At 66.8% G+C, this 19,182-nt stretch carries 20 protein-coding genes and 1 tRNA gene; 5 read left to right on the top strand and 16 right to left on the bottom strand.

The window, feature by feature from the left end:
- The first annotated feature begins 60 nt into the window (after positions 1-60).
- Entirely contained in the window at positions 61-558 is a 498-nt protein-coding gene (locus tag A7B20_RS05525; RefSeq protein ID WP_102107592.1) for a MarR family winged helix-turn-helix transcriptional regulator, read from the top strand.
- 64 nt (positions 559-622) lie between these two features.
- Here the strand turns inward: A7B20_RS05525 and A7B20_RS05530 are convergent, their stop codons facing one another.
- From A7B20_RS05530 to A7B20_RS05550, 5 genes are all read right to left on the bottom strand, one after another.
- Positions 623-1,378: a DUF1194 domain-containing protein gene (locus A7B20_RS05530; RefSeq protein WP_425437124.1), complete on the bottom strand. Its 756-nt coding sequence runs from the start codon at positions 1,376-1,378 to the stop codon at positions 623-625.
- A gap of 74 nt (positions 1,379-1,452) precedes the next feature.
- A complete protein-coding gene (locus A7B20_RS05535) occupies positions 1,453-2,145 on the bottom strand; it encodes a DUF1194 domain-containing protein (RefSeq protein WP_342747220.1) in 693 nt (230 codons plus the stop codon).
- Positions 2,142-2,570: a VOC family protein gene (locus A7B20_RS05540; RefSeq protein ID WP_102107557.1), complete on the bottom strand. Its 429-nt coding sequence runs from the start codon at positions 2,568-2,570 to the stop codon at positions 2,142-2,144. Before A7B20_RS05540 ends, A7B20_RS05535 begins: the two co-directional genes overlap by 4 nt.
- A gap of 214 nt (positions 2,571-2,784) precedes the next feature.
- On the bottom strand, positions 2,785-4,146 hold the full coding sequence (locus A7B20_RS05545; RefSeq protein WP_102107558.1) for a porin family protein: 1,362 nt from the start codon (positions 4,144-4,146) through the stop codon (positions 2,785-2,787).
- Between the two features lie 7 nt (positions 4,147-4,153).
- Positions 4,154-5,179, bottom strand: a complete 1,026-nt coding sequence (locus A7B20_RS05550; protein ID WP_102107559.1) for a hypothetical protein — start codon at positions 5,177-5,179, stop codon at positions 4,154-4,156.
- Between the two features lie 208 nt (positions 5,180-5,387).
- Between A7B20_RS05550 and thyX the strand changes: the two genes are divergently transcribed.
- Together thyX and A7B20_RS21135 are read left to right on the top strand one after the other, a co-directional pair.
- Positions 5,388-6,308 (top strand): FAD-dependent thymidylate synthase, encoded by a 921-nt coding sequence (thyX, locus tag A7B20_RS05555; RefSeq protein WP_102107560.1) that lies wholly within the window; start codon positions 5,388-5,390, stop codon positions 6,306-6,308.
- Positions 6,278-7,372 (top strand): restriction endonuclease, encoded by a 1,095-nt coding sequence (locus A7B20_RS21135; protein WP_109791152.1) that lies wholly within the window; start codon positions 6,278-6,280, stop codon positions 7,370-7,372. The genes thyX and A7B20_RS21135 overlap by 31 nt, the downstream gene beginning before the upstream one ends.
- A gap of 107 nt (positions 7,373-7,479) precedes the next feature.
- Here A7B20_RS21135 and A7B20_RS05560 read toward each other — a convergent pair whose 3' ends face one another.
- Positions 7,480-7,890 (bottom strand): YkvA family protein, encoded by a 411-nt coding sequence (locus tag A7B20_RS05560; protein WP_245866597.1) that lies wholly within the window; start codon positions 7,888-7,890, stop codon positions 7,480-7,482.
- 176 nt (positions 7,891-8,066) lie between these two features.
- On the opposite strand from A7B20_RS05560, the gene A7B20_RS05565 reads away from it, so the two are divergent.
- Both A7B20_RS05565 and A7B20_RS05570 read left to right on the top strand, forming a co-directional pair.
- Positions 8,067-8,393: an arsenate reductase family protein gene (locus A7B20_RS05565; RefSeq protein ID WP_102107594.1), complete on the top strand. Its 327-nt coding sequence runs from the start codon at positions 8,067-8,069 to the stop codon at positions 8,391-8,393.
- A gap of 66 nt (positions 8,394-8,459) precedes the next feature.
- Entirely contained in the window at positions 8,460-8,858 is a 399-nt protein-coding gene (locus tag A7B20_RS05570; RefSeq protein ID WP_102107562.1) for a DUF2177 family protein, read from the top strand.
- A 6-nt stretch (positions 8,859-8,864) separates the two neighbouring features.
- Here the strand turns inward: A7B20_RS05570 and A7B20_RS05575 are convergent, their stop codons facing one another.
- The 10 genes from A7B20_RS05575 to A7B20_RS05615 all read right to left on the bottom strand — a co-directional run bounded on the left by A7B20_RS05575 (position 8,865) and on the right by A7B20_RS05615 (position 18,999).
- Positions 8,865-10,427, bottom strand: a complete 1,563-nt coding sequence (locus A7B20_RS05575) for a D-aminopeptidase (RefSeq protein WP_102107563.1) — start codon at positions 10,425-10,427, stop codon at positions 8,865-8,867.
- 125 nt (positions 10,428-10,552) lie between these two features.
- Positions 10,553-10,627 (bottom strand) — tRNA-Gly (locus tag A7B20_RS05580).
- Between the two features lie 97 nt (positions 10,628-10,724).
- Positions 10,725-11,111, bottom strand: coding sequence for an MAPEG family protein (locus A7B20_RS05585; protein WP_102107564.1), 387 nt, complete (start codon positions 11,109-11,111; stop codon positions 10,725-10,727).
- A 40-nt stretch (positions 11,112-11,151) separates the two neighbouring features.
- A complete protein-coding gene (locus A7B20_RS05590; protein ID WP_102107565.1) occupies positions 11,152-14,598 on the bottom strand; it encodes a pyruvate carboxylase in 3,447 nt (1,148 codons plus the stop codon).
- A gap of 143 nt (positions 14,599-14,741) precedes the next feature.
- Positions 14,742-15,446: a PAS domain-containing protein gene (locus A7B20_RS05595; protein WP_172960969.1), complete on the bottom strand. Its 705-nt coding sequence runs from the start codon at positions 15,444-15,446 to the stop codon at positions 14,742-14,744.
- Positions 15,447-15,506: 60 nt separating this feature from the next.
- Positions 15,507-16,661 (bottom strand): alpha-hydroxy acid oxidase, encoded by a 1,155-nt coding sequence (locus A7B20_RS05600; RefSeq protein WP_102107567.1) that lies wholly within the window; start codon positions 16,659-16,661, stop codon positions 15,507-15,509.
- Positions 16,662-16,748: 87 nt separating this feature from the next.
- Positions 16,749-17,243 (bottom strand): autoinducer binding domain-containing protein, encoded by a 495-nt coding sequence (locus A7B20_RS05605; RefSeq protein WP_157937610.1) that lies wholly within the window; start codon positions 17,241-17,243, stop codon positions 16,749-16,751.
- A 153-nt stretch (positions 17,244-17,396) separates the two neighbouring features.
- Positions 17,397-17,519 carry a hypothetical protein gene (locus A7B20_RS21695; RefSeq protein WP_281260089.1) on the bottom strand — a complete coding sequence of 41 codons (123 nt, stop codon included), beginning with the start codon at positions 17,517-17,519 and terminating at the stop codon, positions 17,397-17,399.
- A gap of 89 nt (positions 17,520-17,608) precedes the next feature.
- Positions 17,609-18,277 (bottom strand): acyl-homoserine-lactone synthase, encoded by a 669-nt coding sequence (locus A7B20_RS05610; protein ID WP_157937611.1) that lies wholly within the window; start codon positions 18,275-18,277, stop codon positions 17,609-17,611.
- A 104-nt stretch (positions 18,278-18,381) separates the two neighbouring features.
- A complete protein-coding gene (locus A7B20_RS05615; RefSeq protein ID WP_245866600.1) occupies positions 18,382-18,999 on the bottom strand; it encodes a helix-turn-helix transcriptional regulator in 618 nt (205 codons plus the stop codon).
- Between the last annotated feature and the right edge of the window lie 183 nt (positions 19,000-19,182).

A 19,182-nucleotide genomic window follows, 5' to 3' on the forward strand; every position in this document is an offset into this window, starting at 1 on the left:
CGATTAATTAAGGAATCTCCGCCATTTGTCGTTCGACCAGGAGCAATGGCGGAGATCGAGATGAGCGTACACGAACGGCTGACCGGCGCCCCCGACCGCGGTTTCATGTCCGAATACCTGGAGAGCCTTTCGCTGGTCGAACGGCTGCACCGTCTGCTCCTCGACGTGCTGAAGGACGAGTTCGAGCGTGTCGGGGTGCTGGAGATCAATCCGGTGCAGGCGCTCCTGCTGTTCAACGTCGGCGATCACGAGGTGACGGCGGGCGAACTGAAAAGCCGAGGCTACTACCAGGGCTCCAACGTCTCGTACAACCTGAAGAAGCTGGTCGAGATGGGATACATGCACCACCAGCGCTGCGGCATCGACCGCCGGGCGGTCCGGGTGCGGCTGACGGCGAAGGGTCGGGCGGTGCACGACGTTGTGCGCAAGCTGTTCGAACGTCACGCCGAGGGGCTGCAATCGCGCGGCGTTCTCGGTGCCGACGGGATCGAGACGATCAACAGCTCGCTGCGCCGGGTGGAACGCTACTGGACCGACCAGATCCGCTATATCTACTGAATACCCGCCCGGCGCATCGGGCGGGACGGGGGCCTTGCGATCGGCAGAATGCCTGATCCGGGTCTCAGTCCGGTGCCGCGGCACCGACGGCCATCACCTGCAACTCGCGGAGCAGCTTGCGCTGCATGGCCCGGGCGTAATCCTCGTACCCCAGTGCCACCTCGACGAAGGCTTCCGGGCCGCGGATCACGTTGACGCGGAAGTAGGACGACAGTTCCTTGACCTCCGCCTGCCGAAGGTCGGTCGCCACGTCCGTGTCGCTGCCGACCACCAGCGCGTTCACAACTGTCTCCGCAGCCGTCTCCACCTTCTGCGGCCGCGGTCCCGTGTTCGACATGCCGTCGCCGGAGATGTCCAGCACCTGCCGCCAGCAGGCGCCGCGCTGCGCCAGCAGGGTGTCGCCAAACAGCAGCGCCGCGCCGATGGCGGTGGAGGGATCCGTCCCGGTCCGCAGGGTGCCGGCCAGCCGCGCGATCACCGCGTCGACCGCGGCATCGTCCGCCAGCGTGATCCAGGGCTGGATCACCCGCGCATCCGCCGGCCCGGCCCATTCGAACACCGCCAGGTCCACGGGGGCGTCCGGCATCGCGGCCAGCGCGGAGCGGACCTCGGCCGAGCCCAGGGCCGTTGCCACACCGTCGAGCTGAAGCCGGTACTCCGCCGCATCCACCGACCCCGACACGTCGAGCCCGAGGACCAGCGCCTGCCGGCATGCGGCCCCGGCGGCCCCGACCGACAGCAGGAGCGCGAGGGCCGGTAAGATGGCCGCGCGAGATGCGGCGAGTGGGCGGGGCCGCGCGGAATTGCCCGGATCCTTAATTCCTGCGCGACACCAGCACCGCAGGACCGCGCCAACCTTGCACATTTGCGACATTACGAAAGTGCGCCTCGCCCTCATTCCAGCGCCCCCAGCATTCTTGCGCCCATCTCGCGCAGAAGCTTCCGGCGCATCGCCCGGGCGAAGTCCTCGAAACCGTCCGCGATCTCCAGAAAGGCCCCCGGCCCGTGCAGCACCGTATCGGTGTAGTAATCCACCAGCCCGTCGCTCGCCCCCGTGATCGCCAGGGCGTTCACGGTCGCCTCGCGGTAAAGTGGAAGACGATAGGCCGCGATGGGCGAGGGGCCGTCGTTGTGCGTGCCGTCGCCCGACAGGTCCAGCGTCCTGTAGAGACAGGGCGGCGCCGTGGCGAAGAGCGCAGCGGCGAAGATCAGGGCCTGGCCGATGGCCGTTGGAAACTCGGCGTAACTGCGGCGCGAGCGCGCGATGCGCTCCGCCGCCGCCTCCAGATCCTCCGGCGCGCGCAGGAGGGTCCAGTCCAGCACCAGGTCCTGCTGGTCCCGCCCGCTCCACTCGAAGACCGCAAGCGCCACGGGCTCGGCACTCGCGAAGACGGCCGCGGCGACCTCGGGGGCGCGCAGGGCGGCTGCCAGGCCCTGCCGCTGCAGCGCGTCCTCGGCCGCATCGACCGAGGACGAGATGTCGAGCCCCAGCGCCAGCGCCAGCCGGCAGGCCCCGTGGCCCGGGGCCGCGGCCAGGAGCGGGGCCGCGAGGGCCAGCCCCGAAAGCAGGGCCGGCCCGGACCTCACCAGTGGCCCGTGTTTTCCATGCTCGCCCAGGGCTCCTGCCTGGGCAGCGCCTCGCCCATCTGCAGCAGCTCGACCGAGACGTTGTCGGGAGAGCGGACGAAGGCCATGTGGCCGTCGCGGGGCGGTCGGTTGATGGTCACGCCGTTGTCCATCAGGTGCTGGCACATCTCGTAGATGTTCTCGACCGCATAGGCGAGGTGACCGAAATGGCGGCTGTCGCTCGGCAACCCCTCGTCGCCGTCCCAGTTGTAGGTCATCTCGACCGCCGCATTCTCCTGTCCCGGCGGCGACATGAAGACGAGGCTGAAGCGGCCGCCCTCGTTGTCGATGCGCCGGGTCTCCTCGAGGCCCAGAAGCTCGTAGAATGCCTTGGACTTCTCGAGATCCTTCACGCGGACCATGGTGTGTAGATAATTGATCTTCATCGGGTACTCCTTCCTTCTGGCGCCAAGGTAATCCTATGGGCGGGGAGGTGAAGGGAAAACCGCAGGGCGACGCGGGAGAGGGGGCGGGGGGGGGGGGGCCCCCTCCCCCCCCCCCCCCCCCCCCGCCCCCCCCAGCGAAAGGGTCGCGGGGCCGGGCCCCCCCCCCCGGGTCGTGCCGGGCGCGGGCGATCGACGTCCTGCGGAGGAGGGGCGCTCAGAACACCGAGCGGATGCCGATCTGCAGCCCGAGGTTGCGGGTGTCGTAGAGATCGACATTGGAATCCCGGCGCGTGCCCTGGAAGGTCACCGTCGGCGCGAACCCGTAGAAGTCGCGGTTGGCGAAGAACAGGTCGACGCCCAGCCCCTGGCTGACATCGCGCCGCCCGCCCGCGCGGTATGGCGAGTTCTCGAAGTCGCGCAGCCCCATCTCGGCCCGGAGCGTCACCTCGGCCCCGAGCACCGGCTTCGCCAGCCGCCAGCTGGCCGCGACCGACGCGCGGGAATAGTCGAGGTCGAACCGGTCGGACAGGCTGCGCTCGGCCACCACGCCGAAGCTCAGCTGCCCGCCCGTCGGCAGGGCCCGGAACAGCGTGGCATCGAGCGTCAGGCTGCGGGCGTTGGCCGCGCGCCCGTCGAAGCGGCGCAGCACCTCGGCCTCGGCCGCGACGCGCAGCAGGGTCGTCCGGTTCAGCGCGAAGCGGCGGTCGGCGCCGAGTTCGGCGAAGCGCGACAGCACCTCGCCGCCGTACCAGTTCTGCCCGAAGTCCAGGTGCCAGCCGGTGAAGGCGCGGGCCAGCCCGTCGCCGGTGATCCACTCGCGCGCGATGCCGCCGGTGATGGCGCTGTAGGCGAAATCCGATCCCTCCACCCCCGGCGCAGCGGTGCGGGCGCTGTCCGACAGGCGGTAGGTTGTGTGCTGGAGGCCGAGGTTCAGGTCGGTCTTGGCGCGCGCGCTTTCCTTCAGCCGGTAGCGCAGCTGTGCCGATCCGGCGAACTGGACGCCAGAAAGCGCCTTGGCGGCCCCGTTCAGGGTCAGCGGCAGGCCGAACAGCTCGAACGTGTCCTGGGTCGACCCGCCGTTGGCGTTCGAGGTCGGCGCGATGCTGAAGTTGAGGCTGGCCGAGAAGGGATTGCGCGCCCGGACATAGCGGAAGTCACGGATCGCCAGGTCGCGCATCTGCTCGGTCGGGGCGTTCTGCGCGGCGCGGCGCAGCCAGAACTGGGCGCGGGTCCGCTTCTCGGCCGAGGCCAGGGCCTGGGCCACCAGCATGGCGGCGCGGTAGCGGTCGGCCGGGCTGTCCGCGCTCGCCCAGGTCTCGCGCGCGGCGGCCTCGGCCTCGGCGTTGCGGCCGAGGTCGCGCAGCGCCCGGGCCCGCACCTGCAGCGCGGTCTGGTCGCCGGGATCGCGCGCGAGCAGCGACGAGGCCATGGCCAGGGCAAGGTCGGGCCGCCCCGCCGCCACCGCCTGCACCGCCGCCACCCGCATCTCCGCGGGCGCGAGGGATTCGGCGCGCAGGGGCCGGGCGGGGGCCAGCGCCAGCAGGAGGGCGGTGGCCAGGGCAGCGGCAGCTTTCACGGGGCGATCACCTGTAGACGATGAATCCGCCTGTCTCGCGGACGGTCGGGGTGCTGGGGAAGCGCGGATCGGTCGAGGTGACGACGACGACGCCGGTGATCTCCTCGGCGTTGGGGCCCGCCATCATGGCGTAGAAATTGCCCGCCTCGAAGCCCTCGCCGCCGATGTTCGAGAATGCCTCGCCCGCCAGCTCGCCGTTGGCGTCCGCCACCCCGTCGCCGATGCGGAACCGGATCACCGGCAGGGCGCCGATGGTGTTGGTCGGGTTGGCGGTGTTCCACGCCGAGATCACGTCCTGCGTCACGTCGTTGCCGGCGATGTCGAAGATCCGCCGGTTGGTGATCTGCGCCGTCACGCCCTGGCCGTCGTTGAAGTCCTCGAAGTCGACCTGAACCGCCGCATCGCCCTGCGTGTATTCCAGCCCGCCGACGCCGTCGAAGTCCCGGAGGCCGGCATACTGGCCGGTGTAAGAGCCCTGTCCCGTGGTGGGCAGGGTCACGCCGGTGTCGCGCTGGTAGATGAAGCCGCCGAAGCCGTAGTTGACGTAGCTGCCGGTGCGCACGATGGCGAACTGGGTGTTGCCGCTGTTCGACACGCCGTAGATCGCCCGGTAGGCGAACTGGTTGATCGGCTGGCCGTTGAACACGTCGTCGGCCACGGTCGCGCTTTCGTAGACGGCAAAGGGCCCGAGGCTGCTGACCGCGGTGCCGCGGGCATAGACGCTCTGACCCGAGGTCACGCCGTCGAAGGCGAGGTTGTCGACGAGAAACGTGTCGGTCGTCCCGTCGTAGGCGATGTTCTCGGCGTAGCCATTGCCGTTCGCGTCGCGGGCTTCCTTGCGGAAGATGGTGCTGGAGGGCGTCGGGCTGGCGGTGCCGGGCGGAAGTCCGTCGCGGGTGATCGGGGTGCCGTCGTCGCCGCCGCCATTGCCTCCGCCATTGTCGCCGCCGGTGTCGGGATTGAACGGGTTCACGCCGCCGCTGCAGGACGCCAGGGCGACCAGCGCGCCGACCGCCAGAAGTTTCTTGATCATGAGGTTCGCCTGTACGCTGCCTGTTGTTTTTCGGCATTGGTCGCAGCCGGGTCACGCTTCTGTCAAGCGCGCCCCGGCGGTCGGTGTCGATTGGCGGGGGCTTGTGGGAAATCGACACCATCCCCGCGGTCGTCGGACGGCCTGGCGATGGCGGATCCGTCCCGGCGCCGCTATGGTCGCCGCGATCACCGAGCGAAGGAGCGCGCCCATGACCCTGACCCCCGAGCAGCAGGCCGAGATCGACGCCCTGCGCGCCAGCCCGAAACCCACCCTGCGCGCGGTGTCCGAGGGGATGGAGAAACATCTCTACGTCGCCCACCCGGTGCTCGACCACGGCTTCGTGCGGGTGATCGACTACATGGGCGACGACGCGGCGATCTGCCAGGCGGCGCGGGTCAGCTATGGCCGCGGCACCAAGTCGGTCAGCAACGACGAGGGGCTGATCCGCTACCTCATGCGGCACTGGCACTCGACCCCCTTCGAGATGTGCGAGGTCAAGCTGCACGTGAAGCTGCCGGTCTTCGTCGCCCGCCAGTGGATCCGCCACCGCACCGCCAACGTCAACGAATACTCCGCCCGCTACTCGATCCTCGACCGCGAGTTCTACATCCCCGAGCCTTCCGCCCTCGCCGCCCAGTCCACCGTCAACAACCAGGGCCGCGGCGCGGTGCTGGAGGGGGCCGAGGCGGCGCGGGTGCTCGATCTCCTGAAATCCGACGCCAACCGCGCCTACGACCATTACGAGGAGATGCTCTCGGACACCGCCCCCGACGGCACCCCGCAATCGGGCCTCGCGCGCGAGCTGGCGCGGATGAACCTGCCCGCCAACATCTACACCCAGTGGTACTGGAAGGTGGACCTGCACAACCTGTTCCACTTCCTGCGCCTGCGTGCCGACGCCCACGCCCAGTACGAGATCCGCGTCTACGCCGAGGCCATCGCCGCCTGCGTCGCCGACTGGGTCCCGGCGGCCTACGGCGCCTTCGAGGACTACCGCATGGGCGGCGCGACGCTGTCGGCGACGGCCATCGACTGCCTGAAGCGGATGCTGAAGGGCGAGCAGGTGACCCAGGAGACCTCCGGCATGAGCAAGGGGGAATGGCGGGAGTTCATGGGGGTGTTGGGGTGAGCGAACGCGCGGAGCTTGCTGCTCAATTCGAGACATTAGTCGGCGAAATTCTTCGCAAATACATTAAGGGTGCGGATGTTTCCAGAAACAGAAAGGTGGATGAACAATTTGGGTTTGTGGATCTAATACTAAGTGCCTCTGGAAAAAGATATGCAGTCGAAGTGAAGATATTTGGTGATCTGCATATTCCCGATTTTTACCTGCGCGACAGCTTCCGACAGGTTAGAAACTGCTTAGCTCATGGAGCTTTCGACTATGGATTGCTAGTAGTAAGCGGTCTTGTTTCTCAAGCAGGGAGAAAAACTGCCGAGCGCCTCTCCGACCGAGTTTTGTTACTCGATCTGCAGGATCTATTGGGAATGGCATTGCAGACCGGACATCAAACTATACTCAAAAACCTTATTTCAATGCTGGCTCCGTTCTCTCAGATTGAGCCACAGCCAAATATTTCTAGTGAAATGCCTTTGGAGCTTTTCCATCTTGAGCGGACCTTGGTGGAAAATGAAACTGATGATTCAAGCGAGACGTTATTGCATTCAGAAGAGTTCAAAAGACAACTGAATGCTCTCCGCTGTGGGCGTGCTTCAGCTCGAAGCTACGAAAATCTCATCGAAAGTATTTTGAAACGTTTGTTATCTGCGCACTTGGAAAATTGGCAAAGTCAGGTGCGGAGTGACACCGGGATGTCTCGAAACGACTTTGTTGCACGTGTAAATTCTCAACATGATTTTTGGTCTGTGGTAAGGGATCACTTTAACTCACTATATGTGATTTTTGAGATGAAAAATTATTGTGATACAGTGGGTCAAGATCAGATATTTGCAACAGAGCGATATCTTTATCGTAATGCGCTGCGCAATTCCGCGTTCTTGTTCTCTAGGCGGGGCCTTACGGAGAATGCAGATAAGGCGGCAAAGGGCGCGCTTCGAGAGCATGGTAAGCTCATTTTGGGGTTTAATGATGCAGACTTGGCTGAAATGTTGGACCTGTGGGGATCTGGGGATGATCCAGTCATCGTGATGTCGCAGAAACTAGACAAGATGCTCATTGAGATAGAACGATAGTTTGACTTCTAATCTGCTCCCTTAGATCATAGTATCTTTTTGGATTTGGTATGGTGTAGAAAGATCGGTCGTGCCGGTGGTGATCTCATTTTTCTGATCAAATAATGCTAGTTTTTGAGCCATGCAGCAATTTCTGTGTGCATGGGAATGGCAAAAATCATGACCCCAACCCAAACCCCCACAACCACCACCGCAGCCATCCAGCTCCGCGGCCGCGCCTCCATTTCCGCCGCCCGCGCCCGGAACTCCGCCATCAGCGGCCCCGGGATCAGCCGCACCGCCAGCATAAGCCCCAGCGGTACGATCAGCAGGTCGTCGAGCAGCCCCAGCACCGGGATGACATCCGGGATCAGGTCGACGGGGCTCAGGGCATAGGCGGCGGTCAGCGCGCCCACTAGCCGGGCGGACCAGGGCGTGCGCCGGTCCCGCGCCGCGAGCCACACCGCCAGCACGTCGCGCTTCACCCTCCGCGCCCAGCCCCGAAGCCGGTCGAGCCCCTTCGCCATGCCCGATGCCACGCCCCATTCCCCTTTGCACGGATCGTCCGCCACCCGTCATACGTGGGTCGTCCGCGTCTCACACGCCGATTTTCGTCGCTCCCGAGGGATGACAGATGCGTGAACTTCGGCCATGATTCGGCGCGATCCCGGGCGCCCTCGCGGCGCCTCCAACCCGAAGGCCCCCGATGACGACCCTGACGCTTTATGGCATCCCGACCTGCGACACCTGCAAGAAGGCCATGAAATCCCTCGAAAATGCCGGTCACGAGGTCGCCTTCCGCGACGTCCGGGCCGATCCGCTCAGCTCGGCCGAATGGGACGAGCTGCTGCTGGAGTTCGGCGACCGGCTGGTCAACGTCAACTCGACCACCTACCGCGGCCTGTCGGACTGGATGAAGGCCTCGGACCCCGAGGAGCAGCTGGCCGCCCACCCGACCCTGATGAAGCGCCCGGTGATCCGCAGCGACGAACGGATCTGGCTCGGATGGGACAGCGGGGTGCAGGCGGCGCTTCTCGACTGACGGGAAATGATGCAACCGGTTGCGGCCCTGGTGCGTAGACGACAGGAACCGCAGCCGGAGCCGCCAATGCAGATCGCCATCCTCTACGCCGTCGCCACCGTCGTCTTCCTTGCCGCCGACGCGGTGATGCTGCGGCTGGTGATGAAACCGCTCTTCACCCGCCACCTCGGCGACGCCATCCTCGACAGCCCGCGCCTTGGCGCCGCGGTGGTGTTCTATCTCTTCTACGTCGCGGGCGCCGTCTATCTCGTCGCCCTTCCGGCCCTGCGCGCCGACCAGCCGACTATGGCGCTGCTGAACGGCGCGCTGCTGGGCGCGGTCGCCTACGGAACCTACGAGTTCACCAGCTACGCGGTGATGCGCGACTGGTCCCTGCAGCAGGTGGCGGTCGACGGCATCTGGGGCACGGTCCTGACCGGCGTCAGCCTGTGGCTGGGCGTGCTGGCCGCCCGCGCCTTCGCCTGAGCGCCGTCAGCCGACCCTGCGGTAGTCGATCCCACGGGCCAGCCAGCAGCCGACGGTCAGCCCGTCGACCCGCCCGCCCGCGTCGCGCCGGGCGCGCAGGGTCCAGTCCCCCGGCGCCGGCGCATCCATCGACCGGCGCGTCGCGAGGATCCACGTGTCCTGCCCGACGGGGTGGACCGGTTCGATCCGTCCCTGGCCCAGCATCCCCGCGCACCACGCGGCGAGGGCGCCGTCCCGCGCCTCGACCGTGAGGCGGGCGCCGAGTTCGGCGCTCTCGTAGACGCCCGCGATGGCTTCGCGGTCGCCGGCGGTCACGGCGGGCAGGGGCTGCATCAGCGTCTCCAGGTGCTCCCCCTCGCGCCGCATGCGCAGCGCCTCGCCCTCGCGGTGCAGCGTGACGCCGGGCGCGCCGATGCCGCCGCCCGAGACCTGCGTCAGTGCCTGCGCGCCGGTGGCGTAGTGCAGCTTCAGCGTGTCGCCGTCCCGGAGGATTCGCGCCAGCAGCCCGGTCTCGGGACAGATCCATTGCCCCTCCCAGCCCGGAGGCGGCGCCGCGGTCGCGGCCGGGGCGTGGTCCAGGGCGGCCTCCATAACCTCGCGGGCGGCGCCCCGCGCATCGGCCTCGTGGTTGAACATCACCACCACGGACAGCCGGGCCGCCGCGGCGTGGATCCGGTGCGCCCGGAACCCCCGAAGCGCACCGCCATGGCCCGTCGTCGGCAGCCCGGCGACCGTGTCGTGGCCCAGCCCGAAGCCATAGCGCGCCGGGGTGCCGTCGGCGAAGACCGGAGGGCGGGAGAGCCGGGCATAGAGCGCGTCCGGATCGTCCCGCGTCGCGTCGATCCAGCATTCGTAGGCGAGCATGTCGTCGAGGGCGGCCGAGATGCCCGCGTCGCCGATCCAGAAGATGCCGTTCTCCGCCGGGAAGAAGCCGGTGGCGGGGGTGCCCTCGTACCCTGTCACGTCGTCCGCGGGTCGGCGGGTGTCCGCCGTGAGCGTGGCCGTCTTCATCCCCGCCGGGCGCCAGATGTGTTCCGCATAGAGCGCGGCCAGATCCTCCCCGGTCTCCGCCTCGATGATCTCGGCGAGGATGCGGAAGTTGCCGTTCGAGTAGGAATAGCCGGTGCCGGGCGCGAAATGGCCGGACTTCATCCGCCCGATCAGCGGCAGCGCGTCCTCGCGGCGGAAGGTCTGCTCGGCCAGGGCGCCGTGGAGGATCGACAGCGCCCAGTAGTCCCGCAGCCCGGACTGGTTGTCGCAGAGCTGCCGGAGGCGGGGCAGGGGGCCCTCGAAATCGGGCAGGAACGCGCGGACCCGGTGGTCGAACCCTTCGGGTTCGCCCAGTCGCGACAGGAGGACGCCGCAGGTGAACTGCTTGGTGATCGAACAGATCGGCAGCCGCGTGGCCGCGGTCATCGGGCGGCGCGCGGTCAGGTCGGCATGGCCCCAGGCCCGCGCCGCGACGATGCGCCCTTCGTGGACCACGCCCGCGACGCCGCCCGGTCCGGCAAAGCGCTGGTGCAGCGCGTCGAGGGCATCGCGCAGGCGAGAGGTGTCTGGTGTCGTCATGGATGTCCTGCGTTCGGCCGGGCGCTTCGGGAAGGGCGCCGCCTCACAGTCGGACCAGAACGCGCGCATGTCCATGGCACCCGGTTGAGGTGGCTGAACATTCGCACTGTCTTGGTGGTTCCCATTGGAGCGGGCGATGAGATTCGAACTCACGACCCTAACCTTGGCAAGGTTATGCTCTACCCCTGAGCTACGCCCGCGTCCTTGGGTGAGGGGGAGATATCCAGACTCGCGGGTGGCTGCAAGGGCAAATTTCGACCCGGCCGCGAAAAATCCGCCTCGGCCGCGGCGCCCCGGTCAGAGCACGCCCTCGACCAGCAGGACGGCGGCGGTCACGCCGATCTGGGTGAAGGTCAGGCCCATGCCCGCGACGCGGAACGCCTGTCCCGCGCCCTCGAACGACAACGCATAGGCGTGGCTGAGGCGGCCGAGCAGCAGCATCAGGCCCAGCAGGTGCACCCAGGGGCCGGGCAGGCCGCCCGCTTCGGCGAGGGCCAGAAGGAACAGCCCGAACACCGCATATTCGGCGCAGTTGCCGTGGGCTCGGATCCGGCGCTGCAAGGCGGGATCGCCGCCGTCGCCGAGAGAGACGCTGGCGCTGCGGCGCGCGAAGATGACCCGCGCCGACAGGACCAGGAACAGGGCGGCAAGGAGGGCGGCATAGGGCGACGTGGCGGCAAACATGGCGCTCTCCTTCGGCGGCCGATCCCCGATCTACGTGCGGCTACTCCAACTCGATCAGCAGATCCTTCGCGTCGATCTGGTTGCCCGGGCTGACGTGCACCGCCTTCACCTTGGCCTTCCTGTCGGCGTGGATCCCCGTCTCCATCTTCATCGCCTCGATGGTCAGCAGCAGGTCGCCCTCCTTCACCGTCTTGCCGACCTGGGCCGCGACGCTCGCCACGACGCCGGGCATCGGCGCGCCGATGTGCGAGGGGTTGCCCGCCTCGGCCTTGGGGCGCTTCGCCGCGGTGCCGGTGACCTTGCGGTTCGGCACGCGGATCAGGCGGGGCTGGCCGTTCAGCTCGAAGAAGACCTTCGCCTCGCCCTCGTCGTTGGTCTCGCCGATGGCCTGGCAGCGGATCTCCAGGGTCTTGCCGGGGTCGATCTCGGCCGTGATCTGCTCACCGGGCTCCATGCCGTAGAAGAAGGTGTGGGTGGGCAGGGTGCGCACCGGGCCGTAGTCGAGGTTGCGGCGGCGGTAGTCGAGGAACACCTTGGGATACATCAGGTAGCCGTTCAGATCCTCGTCGTCGACCTCGACATCCTCGCCGATGCTGTCGGCGACCTCCTTGCGCGCGGCCTCGATATCCACGGGTTTCAGGTGCTTGCCGGGGCGGTCGGTGTTCGGCTTCTCGTCCTTCAGGATCTTCTTCAGGATGCCCCCGGGCCAGCCGCCCGGGGGCTGGCCGAGGTTGCCGCGCATCATGTCGATGACCGAGTCGGGGAAGCTGACCTCGACCTTCGGATCCTCGACCTGCGCGCGGGTCAGCCCCTGGGAGACCATCATCAGCGCCATGTCGCCCACCACCTTGGAGGACGGCGTGACCTTCACGATGTCGCCGAACATCTGGTTCACGTCGGCATAGGTCTGGGCGACCTCGTGCCACCGCTCCTCCAGCCCCAGGGACCGCGCCTGGGCCTTGAGGTTGGTGAACTGGCCGCCGGGCATCTCGTGCAGATAGACCTCGGAGGCCGGGGCCTGCTGGCCGGTCTCGAACGCGGCGTAGTGGGCGCGCACCGCTTCCCAGTAGTTCGAGATCTCGCGCACGGCCGAGATGTCGATGCCCGTCTCGCGCTCGGTATGGGCCAGCGCCTCGACGATGGTGCCGAAGGTGGCTTGACTGGTGTTGCCCGAGAGCGAATCCATCGCGCAGTCCACCGCGTCCACCCCCGCATCGGCGGCGGCGAGGATGGTGGCGCAGGCGATGCCGGCGGTGTCGTGGGTGTGGAAGTGGATCGGCAGGCCGACCTCCTCCTTCAGCGCCTTGATCAGGATCGTGGCCGAGGCGGGCTTCAGCAGCCCCGCCATGTCCTTCAGTCCGAGGATATGCGCACCGGCCGCCTTCAGGTCCTTGCCCATGGCGACGTAGTATTTCAGGTCGTACTTCGCGCGGTCGGGGTTCAGCAGGTCGCCGGTGTAGCAGATCGTCCCCTCGCAGACCTTGTTCGCGGCGATCACCGCGTCCATGGCCACGCGCATGTTCTCGACCCAGTTGAGCGAGTCGAAGACGCGGAACACGTCGACACCGGACAGCGCGGCGCGGGCGATGAAGCTTTGCACGACGTTGTCGGGGTAATTGGTATAGCCGACGCCGTTGGAGGCGCGCAGCAGCATCTGCGTCATCAGGTTCGGCATGGCCTTGCGGATGTCGCGCAGCCGCTGCCAGGGACATTCCTGGAGGAAGCGGTAGGCGACGTCGAAGGTCGCGCCGCCCCAGCATTCCACCGAGAAGAGCTGCGGCAGGTTCGCGGCATAGGCGGGCGCCACCGCGATCATGTCGATCGAGCGCATCCGCGTCGCCAGCAGCGACTGGTGCGCGTCGCGCATGGTGGTGTCGGTGATCAGCAGCTGCTTCTGCTCGGCCATCCAGTCGGCCACGGCCTCTGGGCCGAACTCCTCGAGGATCTGGCGGGTGCCGGGGGTCGGGTTGTCGGTCCTGAGTTTCGGCGGCTTCGCGGTCTTGACCTCGGCGGGGGGCTTCGGGCGGCCCTCCGTCTCGGGGTGGCCGTTGATGGTGATGTCGGCGATGTAGGTCAGGATCTTCGTCGCCCGGTCGCGCCGCTTCTTGAAATCGAAGAGTTCCGGCGTCTGGTCGATGAACTTGGTGTGGTACTCGTAGTTCAGGAAGGTCGGGTGCTTCAGCAGGTTCTCGACGAAGGCGATGTTCGTCGACACGCCGCGGATGCGGAACTCGCGCAGGGCACGGTCCATGCGGGCGATGGCGGCCTCGGGGGTCGGGGCCCAGGCGGTGACCTTCTCCAGCAGCGAGTCGTAGTAGCGGGTGATGACGGCGCCGGAATAGGCGGTGCCGCCGTCCAGCCGGATGCCCATGCCCGTCGCGCCGCGGTAGGCGGTGATGCGGCCGTAGTCGGGGATGAAGTTGTTGGTCGGATCCTCGGTGGTGATCCGGCACTGGATCGCGTGGCCGCGAAGCTGCACGTCGTATTGCGAGGCGGTGCCGGTCGCCTCGACCAGCGACTTGCCCTCGGCGATCAGGATCTGGGCGCGGACAATGTCGATGCCCGTCACCTCCTCGGTCACGGTGTGCTCGACCTGGACGCGGGGATTCACCTCGATGAAGTAGAAGGCGCCGGTCTCCATATCCATCAGGAACTCGATGGTGCCCGCGCATTCGTAGCCGACATGCTCGGCGATCTTCTTGCCGAGATTGCACAGCTTCTCGCGCTGCGCGTCCGAGAGGTAGGGGGCGGGCGCGCGCTCGACCACCTTCTGGTTGCGCCGCTGGACCGAGCAGTCGCGCTCCCACAGGTGGTAGATCGCGCCGTACCGGTCGCCGAGGATCTGTACCTCGACGTGGCGGGCGCGCAGGATCATCTTCTCGAGATAGCCCTCGCCGTTGCCGAAGGCGGCCTCCGCCTCGCGGCGGCCCTCGCGCACCTTCTCCTCCAGCTCCTTCGCGCTGTTGATCGGCCGCATCCCCCGTCCGCCGCCGCCCCAGGAGGCCTTCAGCATCAGGGGATAACCGATCTCCTCGGCCTGCTCCGCGATCTTCTTCATGTCGTCGCCCAGCACCTCGGTCGCGGGGATCACGGGCACCCCGGCCTCGATCGCGACGCGGCGCGCGCTGGCCTTGTCGCCGAGCTGGCGCATGGTCTCGGCCTTGGGGCCGATGAAGACGATGCCGTTCCGGGTGCAGGCATCGACGAACTCGGGGTTCTCGGACAGCAGGCCATAGCCGGGGTGGATCGCGTCGGCGCCGGACATCTTGGCGACGCGGATCATCTCGTCGATGGAGAGGTAGGCGGCGACAGGCCCCAGGCCCTCGCCGATGCGATAGGCCTCGTCGGCCTTGAAGCGGTGCAGGCAGAGCTTGTCCTCTTCGGCGAAGACGGCGACCGTCTTCTTCCCCAGCTCGTTGGCCGCCCGCATGACACGGATGGCGATTTCGCCGCGGTTGGCGATGAGGATCTTCTTGAACTCGGCCATGTGTGCTTACCCTTGGTGTGCAGGTGCAGCATAACCCGGCGTTTCCACGGGGGAAGGGAAATCTGGCGCGACTTTCGGCTTGGTCGGCCCGGAACGCCGTGGCCGGGGACCGGAGCCGCGTCGAAGCGGGCGCCGGCCTGGTGTCAGTGCCCGCGGCCCAGAAGGCTCGACAGGTTGCGCAGGCTCTGGGGTGCGGTCGCCGTCGCGCCGTTGGCGTGCAATCCGTCGGCAATCAGCGTGCGGGTCGCCTGGCCAGGATCGCGGCGGGGTTCGGCGAGGCTGCGGATATCCTCGAGCGCGCGGTCGACGGCGCGGCAGAGGCCCGACAGCACCTTGAGGTCGACGGCGCGGAAGCCGTGTTCCGCATCCTCCGCGATCCGGTCGAGATGGGTCGAGACGTTGGACAGGTGGAACTGCGACTGGGTCGAGAAGTAGAGGATGTCGTCGAACACCCGGCGCGAGCCGTCGGGACGATCCTCCATCCGGGCGACGACCGCGGTGCCGATGATGCGCTGCATGCCCGACGGCGTGACCACGGGAAGCAGCGTGGTGTTCCAGTCGCTGGTGCGCCCGAGGATCGTCAGACGCTCGCGATAGCTGAGGGGCGCCCCGCTGTCGCTGCAGGCGCTGTAGCGCTGTTCGACCAGCGCCACCTCCTCCGGCGGCAGAAGGTCGGCGACGGTCCGGCCGTGGATCGCATCGTGGGCCAGCCCGGTGAGGTTCTGATAGGTGCGATTGACCGTGAGCAGACGGAAATCACCGCCCGGCGGACGTTCCGCGGCGAACATCGGCACCTGGAACATGTTGAGCAGGCCGTGCAGTTCTTCGACGTCTTCGTTCACGAACATGGGCATTTTCCGGCAGTGTCGGCTGTTCCGGATGATGGCCCGGAAGTTGTTAAGGAACGCTTATCGGTCGAGGGGCGACGGCAACGTCGCCGATCGCGGATCCTTGACGAGGTCGCGCCAGCCGAGCTGCCCCATGTCCGCGAGGAGCCCCGCGCGCAGGACGTGCACCACGTGGGCGGCCCCGCGGGCGCCGAACGCGCCGAGGCCCCAGTGCGGCGCGCGACCGAGCATCACGAAATCCGCCCCCCGCACCAGCAGGCGCAGGATATCGGTGCCCGAGCGCACGGCGCCGTCGGCGATCAGTGGATAGTCGGGGCCGACCGCGTCGCGGATTGCGGGCAGCACGTCGGCCGGGGCGGGGGCGGCATCGAACTGGCGGCCGCCGTGGTTCGAGACCCAGACCGCGTCCGCCACTTGCGCGATGCGGCCCGCGTCCTCGGGCGACAGCACGCCCTTCACCACCACCGGGCCGTCCCACTCGGCCTTCACGGCGTCGAGATAGGCCCAGTCGGGGGCGGTGCGCAGCTGGTAGCCGATGTGCTCGGTCCCGCTGCGCGAGGTCTTCGTGTCGCCGTACTTCTCCAGGAACTTGAGCGAGGGCATCCCCTGCCGCGCCATCCCGACGGCCCATTCCGGGCAGAGCGCGACCTGCGCCAGGATCCGCGGCGTCAGCTTCATCGGATTGGTGACGCCCGCGCGCTGCAGTCTTTCGCGGCGGCTCGCCACCGGCACGTCGGCGGTCAGGATCAGCGTGTGGAAGCCCGCGTCCTTCGCCCGCTTCAGCATGTCGGTGCGGATCTCGGGCTGGCGCGGGGCGTAGAGCTGGAACCAGCCCTGGTCTCCGACGTAGGGCGCCAGGTCCTCGGGCGTCTGGGCGGCGACGGTCGAGAGGCCGTAGGGGATGCCCTCCTGCACGGCGAGGCGCGCGAGGATGCCCTCGGCGTCGGGCCAGACGAGGCCCGACATGCCCACGGGCGCGAAGCCGAAGGGCAGGGGATAGGTCCGCCCCATCAGCGGCACCGACAGGTCCGGCTTCGGAGCGCCGTGCAAGGCGCGTGGCGTCAGCACGATACGGTCCAGCGCGGCGGCGCTGCGCGGCGCGGCGGTGTCCGATCCGGTGCCGCTGTCGAGGTATTCCCAGACGAAGGTCGGCAGCCGGCGGCGGGCACGGCGGCGCAGGTCGTCGAGGGCGGGATGGGTCTGGTCGAGGTCCATGGAAAGTCGGTCCGGATCGGGGGAGGGGGCGAACCCCAGGGTTGCACGCATGCGCCGACCGCGCGTCCGGTCGGCTCCGGTGCCGGGCTATTCGGTATCGCGATGCGTGTGCTGGATCGACAGGTCGTGCAGCATCTTGCCGAAACCCGGATCGCTCTCGGGGCCCTGGAGCGTCAGCAGGTGCAGGCGCTGGAAGTCGGCGAAGACCGCCTCGCGCTCCTCGTCCGAGAAGGGGGCGTCGCCACGGGAGAAGGCGCCGATGCTTTTCGAGCCGCGCTCGCTCGTCGCGACCACGCACCAGTGATGCAGCCCGTATTCCGCGGCCTTCTCGAAAACCTTGTGGCTGTCCATCGCCACGAGATCGGCCCAGGGCGCGATGCCGTCATGGGAGAACCCCCAGCGCACCGCGGGGTCCTTCATCACGAGGCCCGAGGCGGAATAATAGGTCATCCAGGCATCGTCGTAGGTCTGGAAAAGGTACTTGGGCGTCGCGAAATCGACGTGGAACGCCGCCGCGAATCCCTGTGGCGCCATGGTCTTGAGGTTCGTCAGCAACAGACGAAGTTCGTCGATAAGACTCATAAAGAGCCACACCTCCCCCGGTACTTGACGGAACCCGATATTCCTTCGTGTCCCGGGGAGTTTAGCACCCTCGGACCCCGCTGACCACATCGCGGAAGGCCCTGAACCGGCCTCCGCCCGAAATAGTTCGGGCCGGAGGCCGGTTCCAGGAGATCAGCGCAACTTCACCGGGGCGATCTCGCGGACCGGCCGGTTCAGATTCGCGACAGGTACGAGCAGGACCATGAAGTCCGGTTCGAAATATCGCGCGGTCGTGTGCTCAATGACGTCTTGCATCGCTTCGGTGTCCCTTGCTCCCCGCAAGCTAGATCCTCGAAGGCGTTAATAGTGTGACTGCATTCGGGTTGCTTCCGTACAATAAAGTGTCAAATGTTTGCTTTGCGGGGCACGAATCCCTCGTTGGCAGGCAGCATCTGCGGCTTGTCCGAAGCGACGGCGGCGTGGCGGGCGGGCATGCGCAGAATCGCATAGGACCGTCCATCCATGTCGTTCTGGTATTTTTCGCCCAGTTGATCCACGCCATATCCCAGCTTCCGCAGCGAACGACGGAACCCGGGGACGGTCAATGTCACCAGTTCCCTGGTTCCCTGGGCGATGGCCAGGCTGACAAGTCCGGCGACGACCAGGCTGAGCGCTTGCTGCCGCTCGCTCGTGGACGTGAGTTTATCCGAAAGGACAAGCCGCGTACACTCCGATGCATGGGCAAAGCTGCGGTCGCGGGGCAGGAGATCCTCGGGGATGCCGGGGATGCGCCCCTCGGCGGCGTCCTGCAACATGCAGCCGTGGATTCCCCAACGGTCGGCGAAGCGCATGATTCGCGCACCCCCGACCACCTCGCCGTCGCGCAGCGCCAGAGAATATTCGGCGGTCGGATTGTCGTATTGATCCATCTCGACCGCGTCGTTGTGGGGAATCTGCCAGTTCAACGTGTCGACGAAGAACCGCTTCCGCAGGCCGAGGAACTGGTAGAAGGCCGAGCCATGCTCGTGAAGATCGGGAAAGCCGAACGTTACTCCGACGATTTTGCTTGTCATTGTCAGTACCATTTTTTGCAGGACACAGATAGAAAACTCGCGGGATTGGCGAGTTGGCGTTCACGCTAAGGGTGAACATATGACACTTACGTGTCCGATTTCTATCAAATCCAGCCGTACTGTTTCGCAATGCTGACGGCCTGCATCGTCGTGCGCGCATTCATCTTCACGCGCGCGTTTGAGATCCGCAGTTTTACGGCGCTTTCGCTGATTCCGAGGCGATGTGCCACTTCCTTGAGCATGAGGCCCGCCGACAACAGGTGCAGCGCCTCGATCTCGGCGTTGGTGAGGACCCGGGTGGGCTGAAGCGCACCGTGCATGTTCGCGACGGCTTCCGCCAGCAGGGCCAGCTCGGAATCGGTGAAGTCGCGATCTGCCCTCGCGAACGAACCGAAGGAGCGCAGCCCGACCTCCTGTTCGTCCATGATGCTGACGGCGGCGCCGAATCGCAGATCGTACTCGGAGGCGGCGGCCAGCACGCCACGTTCGTCCTCGACATCGATCTCGCTCCACCGGGTCGTGCCGGTATTGTCGTATATCCAGCGGATGACCGGATCGAACAGCATGAGTCCCTGCCGGGTATACCGGTCGACCCAGGCGCGGGGCAGGGTGTTGCGCTCGAATTCGGGAAACGCGAATCCGACCCGCAAGGCAAGGTGGTAGCCCGCATCGGCGAGCCTGCCAAAGCCGCTGTTTTCCAGAAGACGTTCCATCTCATCCATGATCTTGGAGAGATCCTTTTCCTGCCTCGGGCCGCCTTATTACCTGCGGTTGTGGGCGAGCCATGCGATACACTTGAACCAAAATTAGAACCGGTGGAGATATGAAACGGCGAGTTGGTATGAACAAGTAGTTAACGAAAAACGCCGCGTAACACCAAAAGTCTTGGTTAAGCGGCGCTGCAA

Origin of the sequence: Oceaniglobus roseus, assembly GCF_002869745.1 — a bacterium.
Classification (GTDB): domain Bacteria; phylum Pseudomonadota; class Alphaproteobacteria; order Rhodobacterales; family Rhodobacteraceae; genus Oceaniglobus; species Oceaniglobus roseus.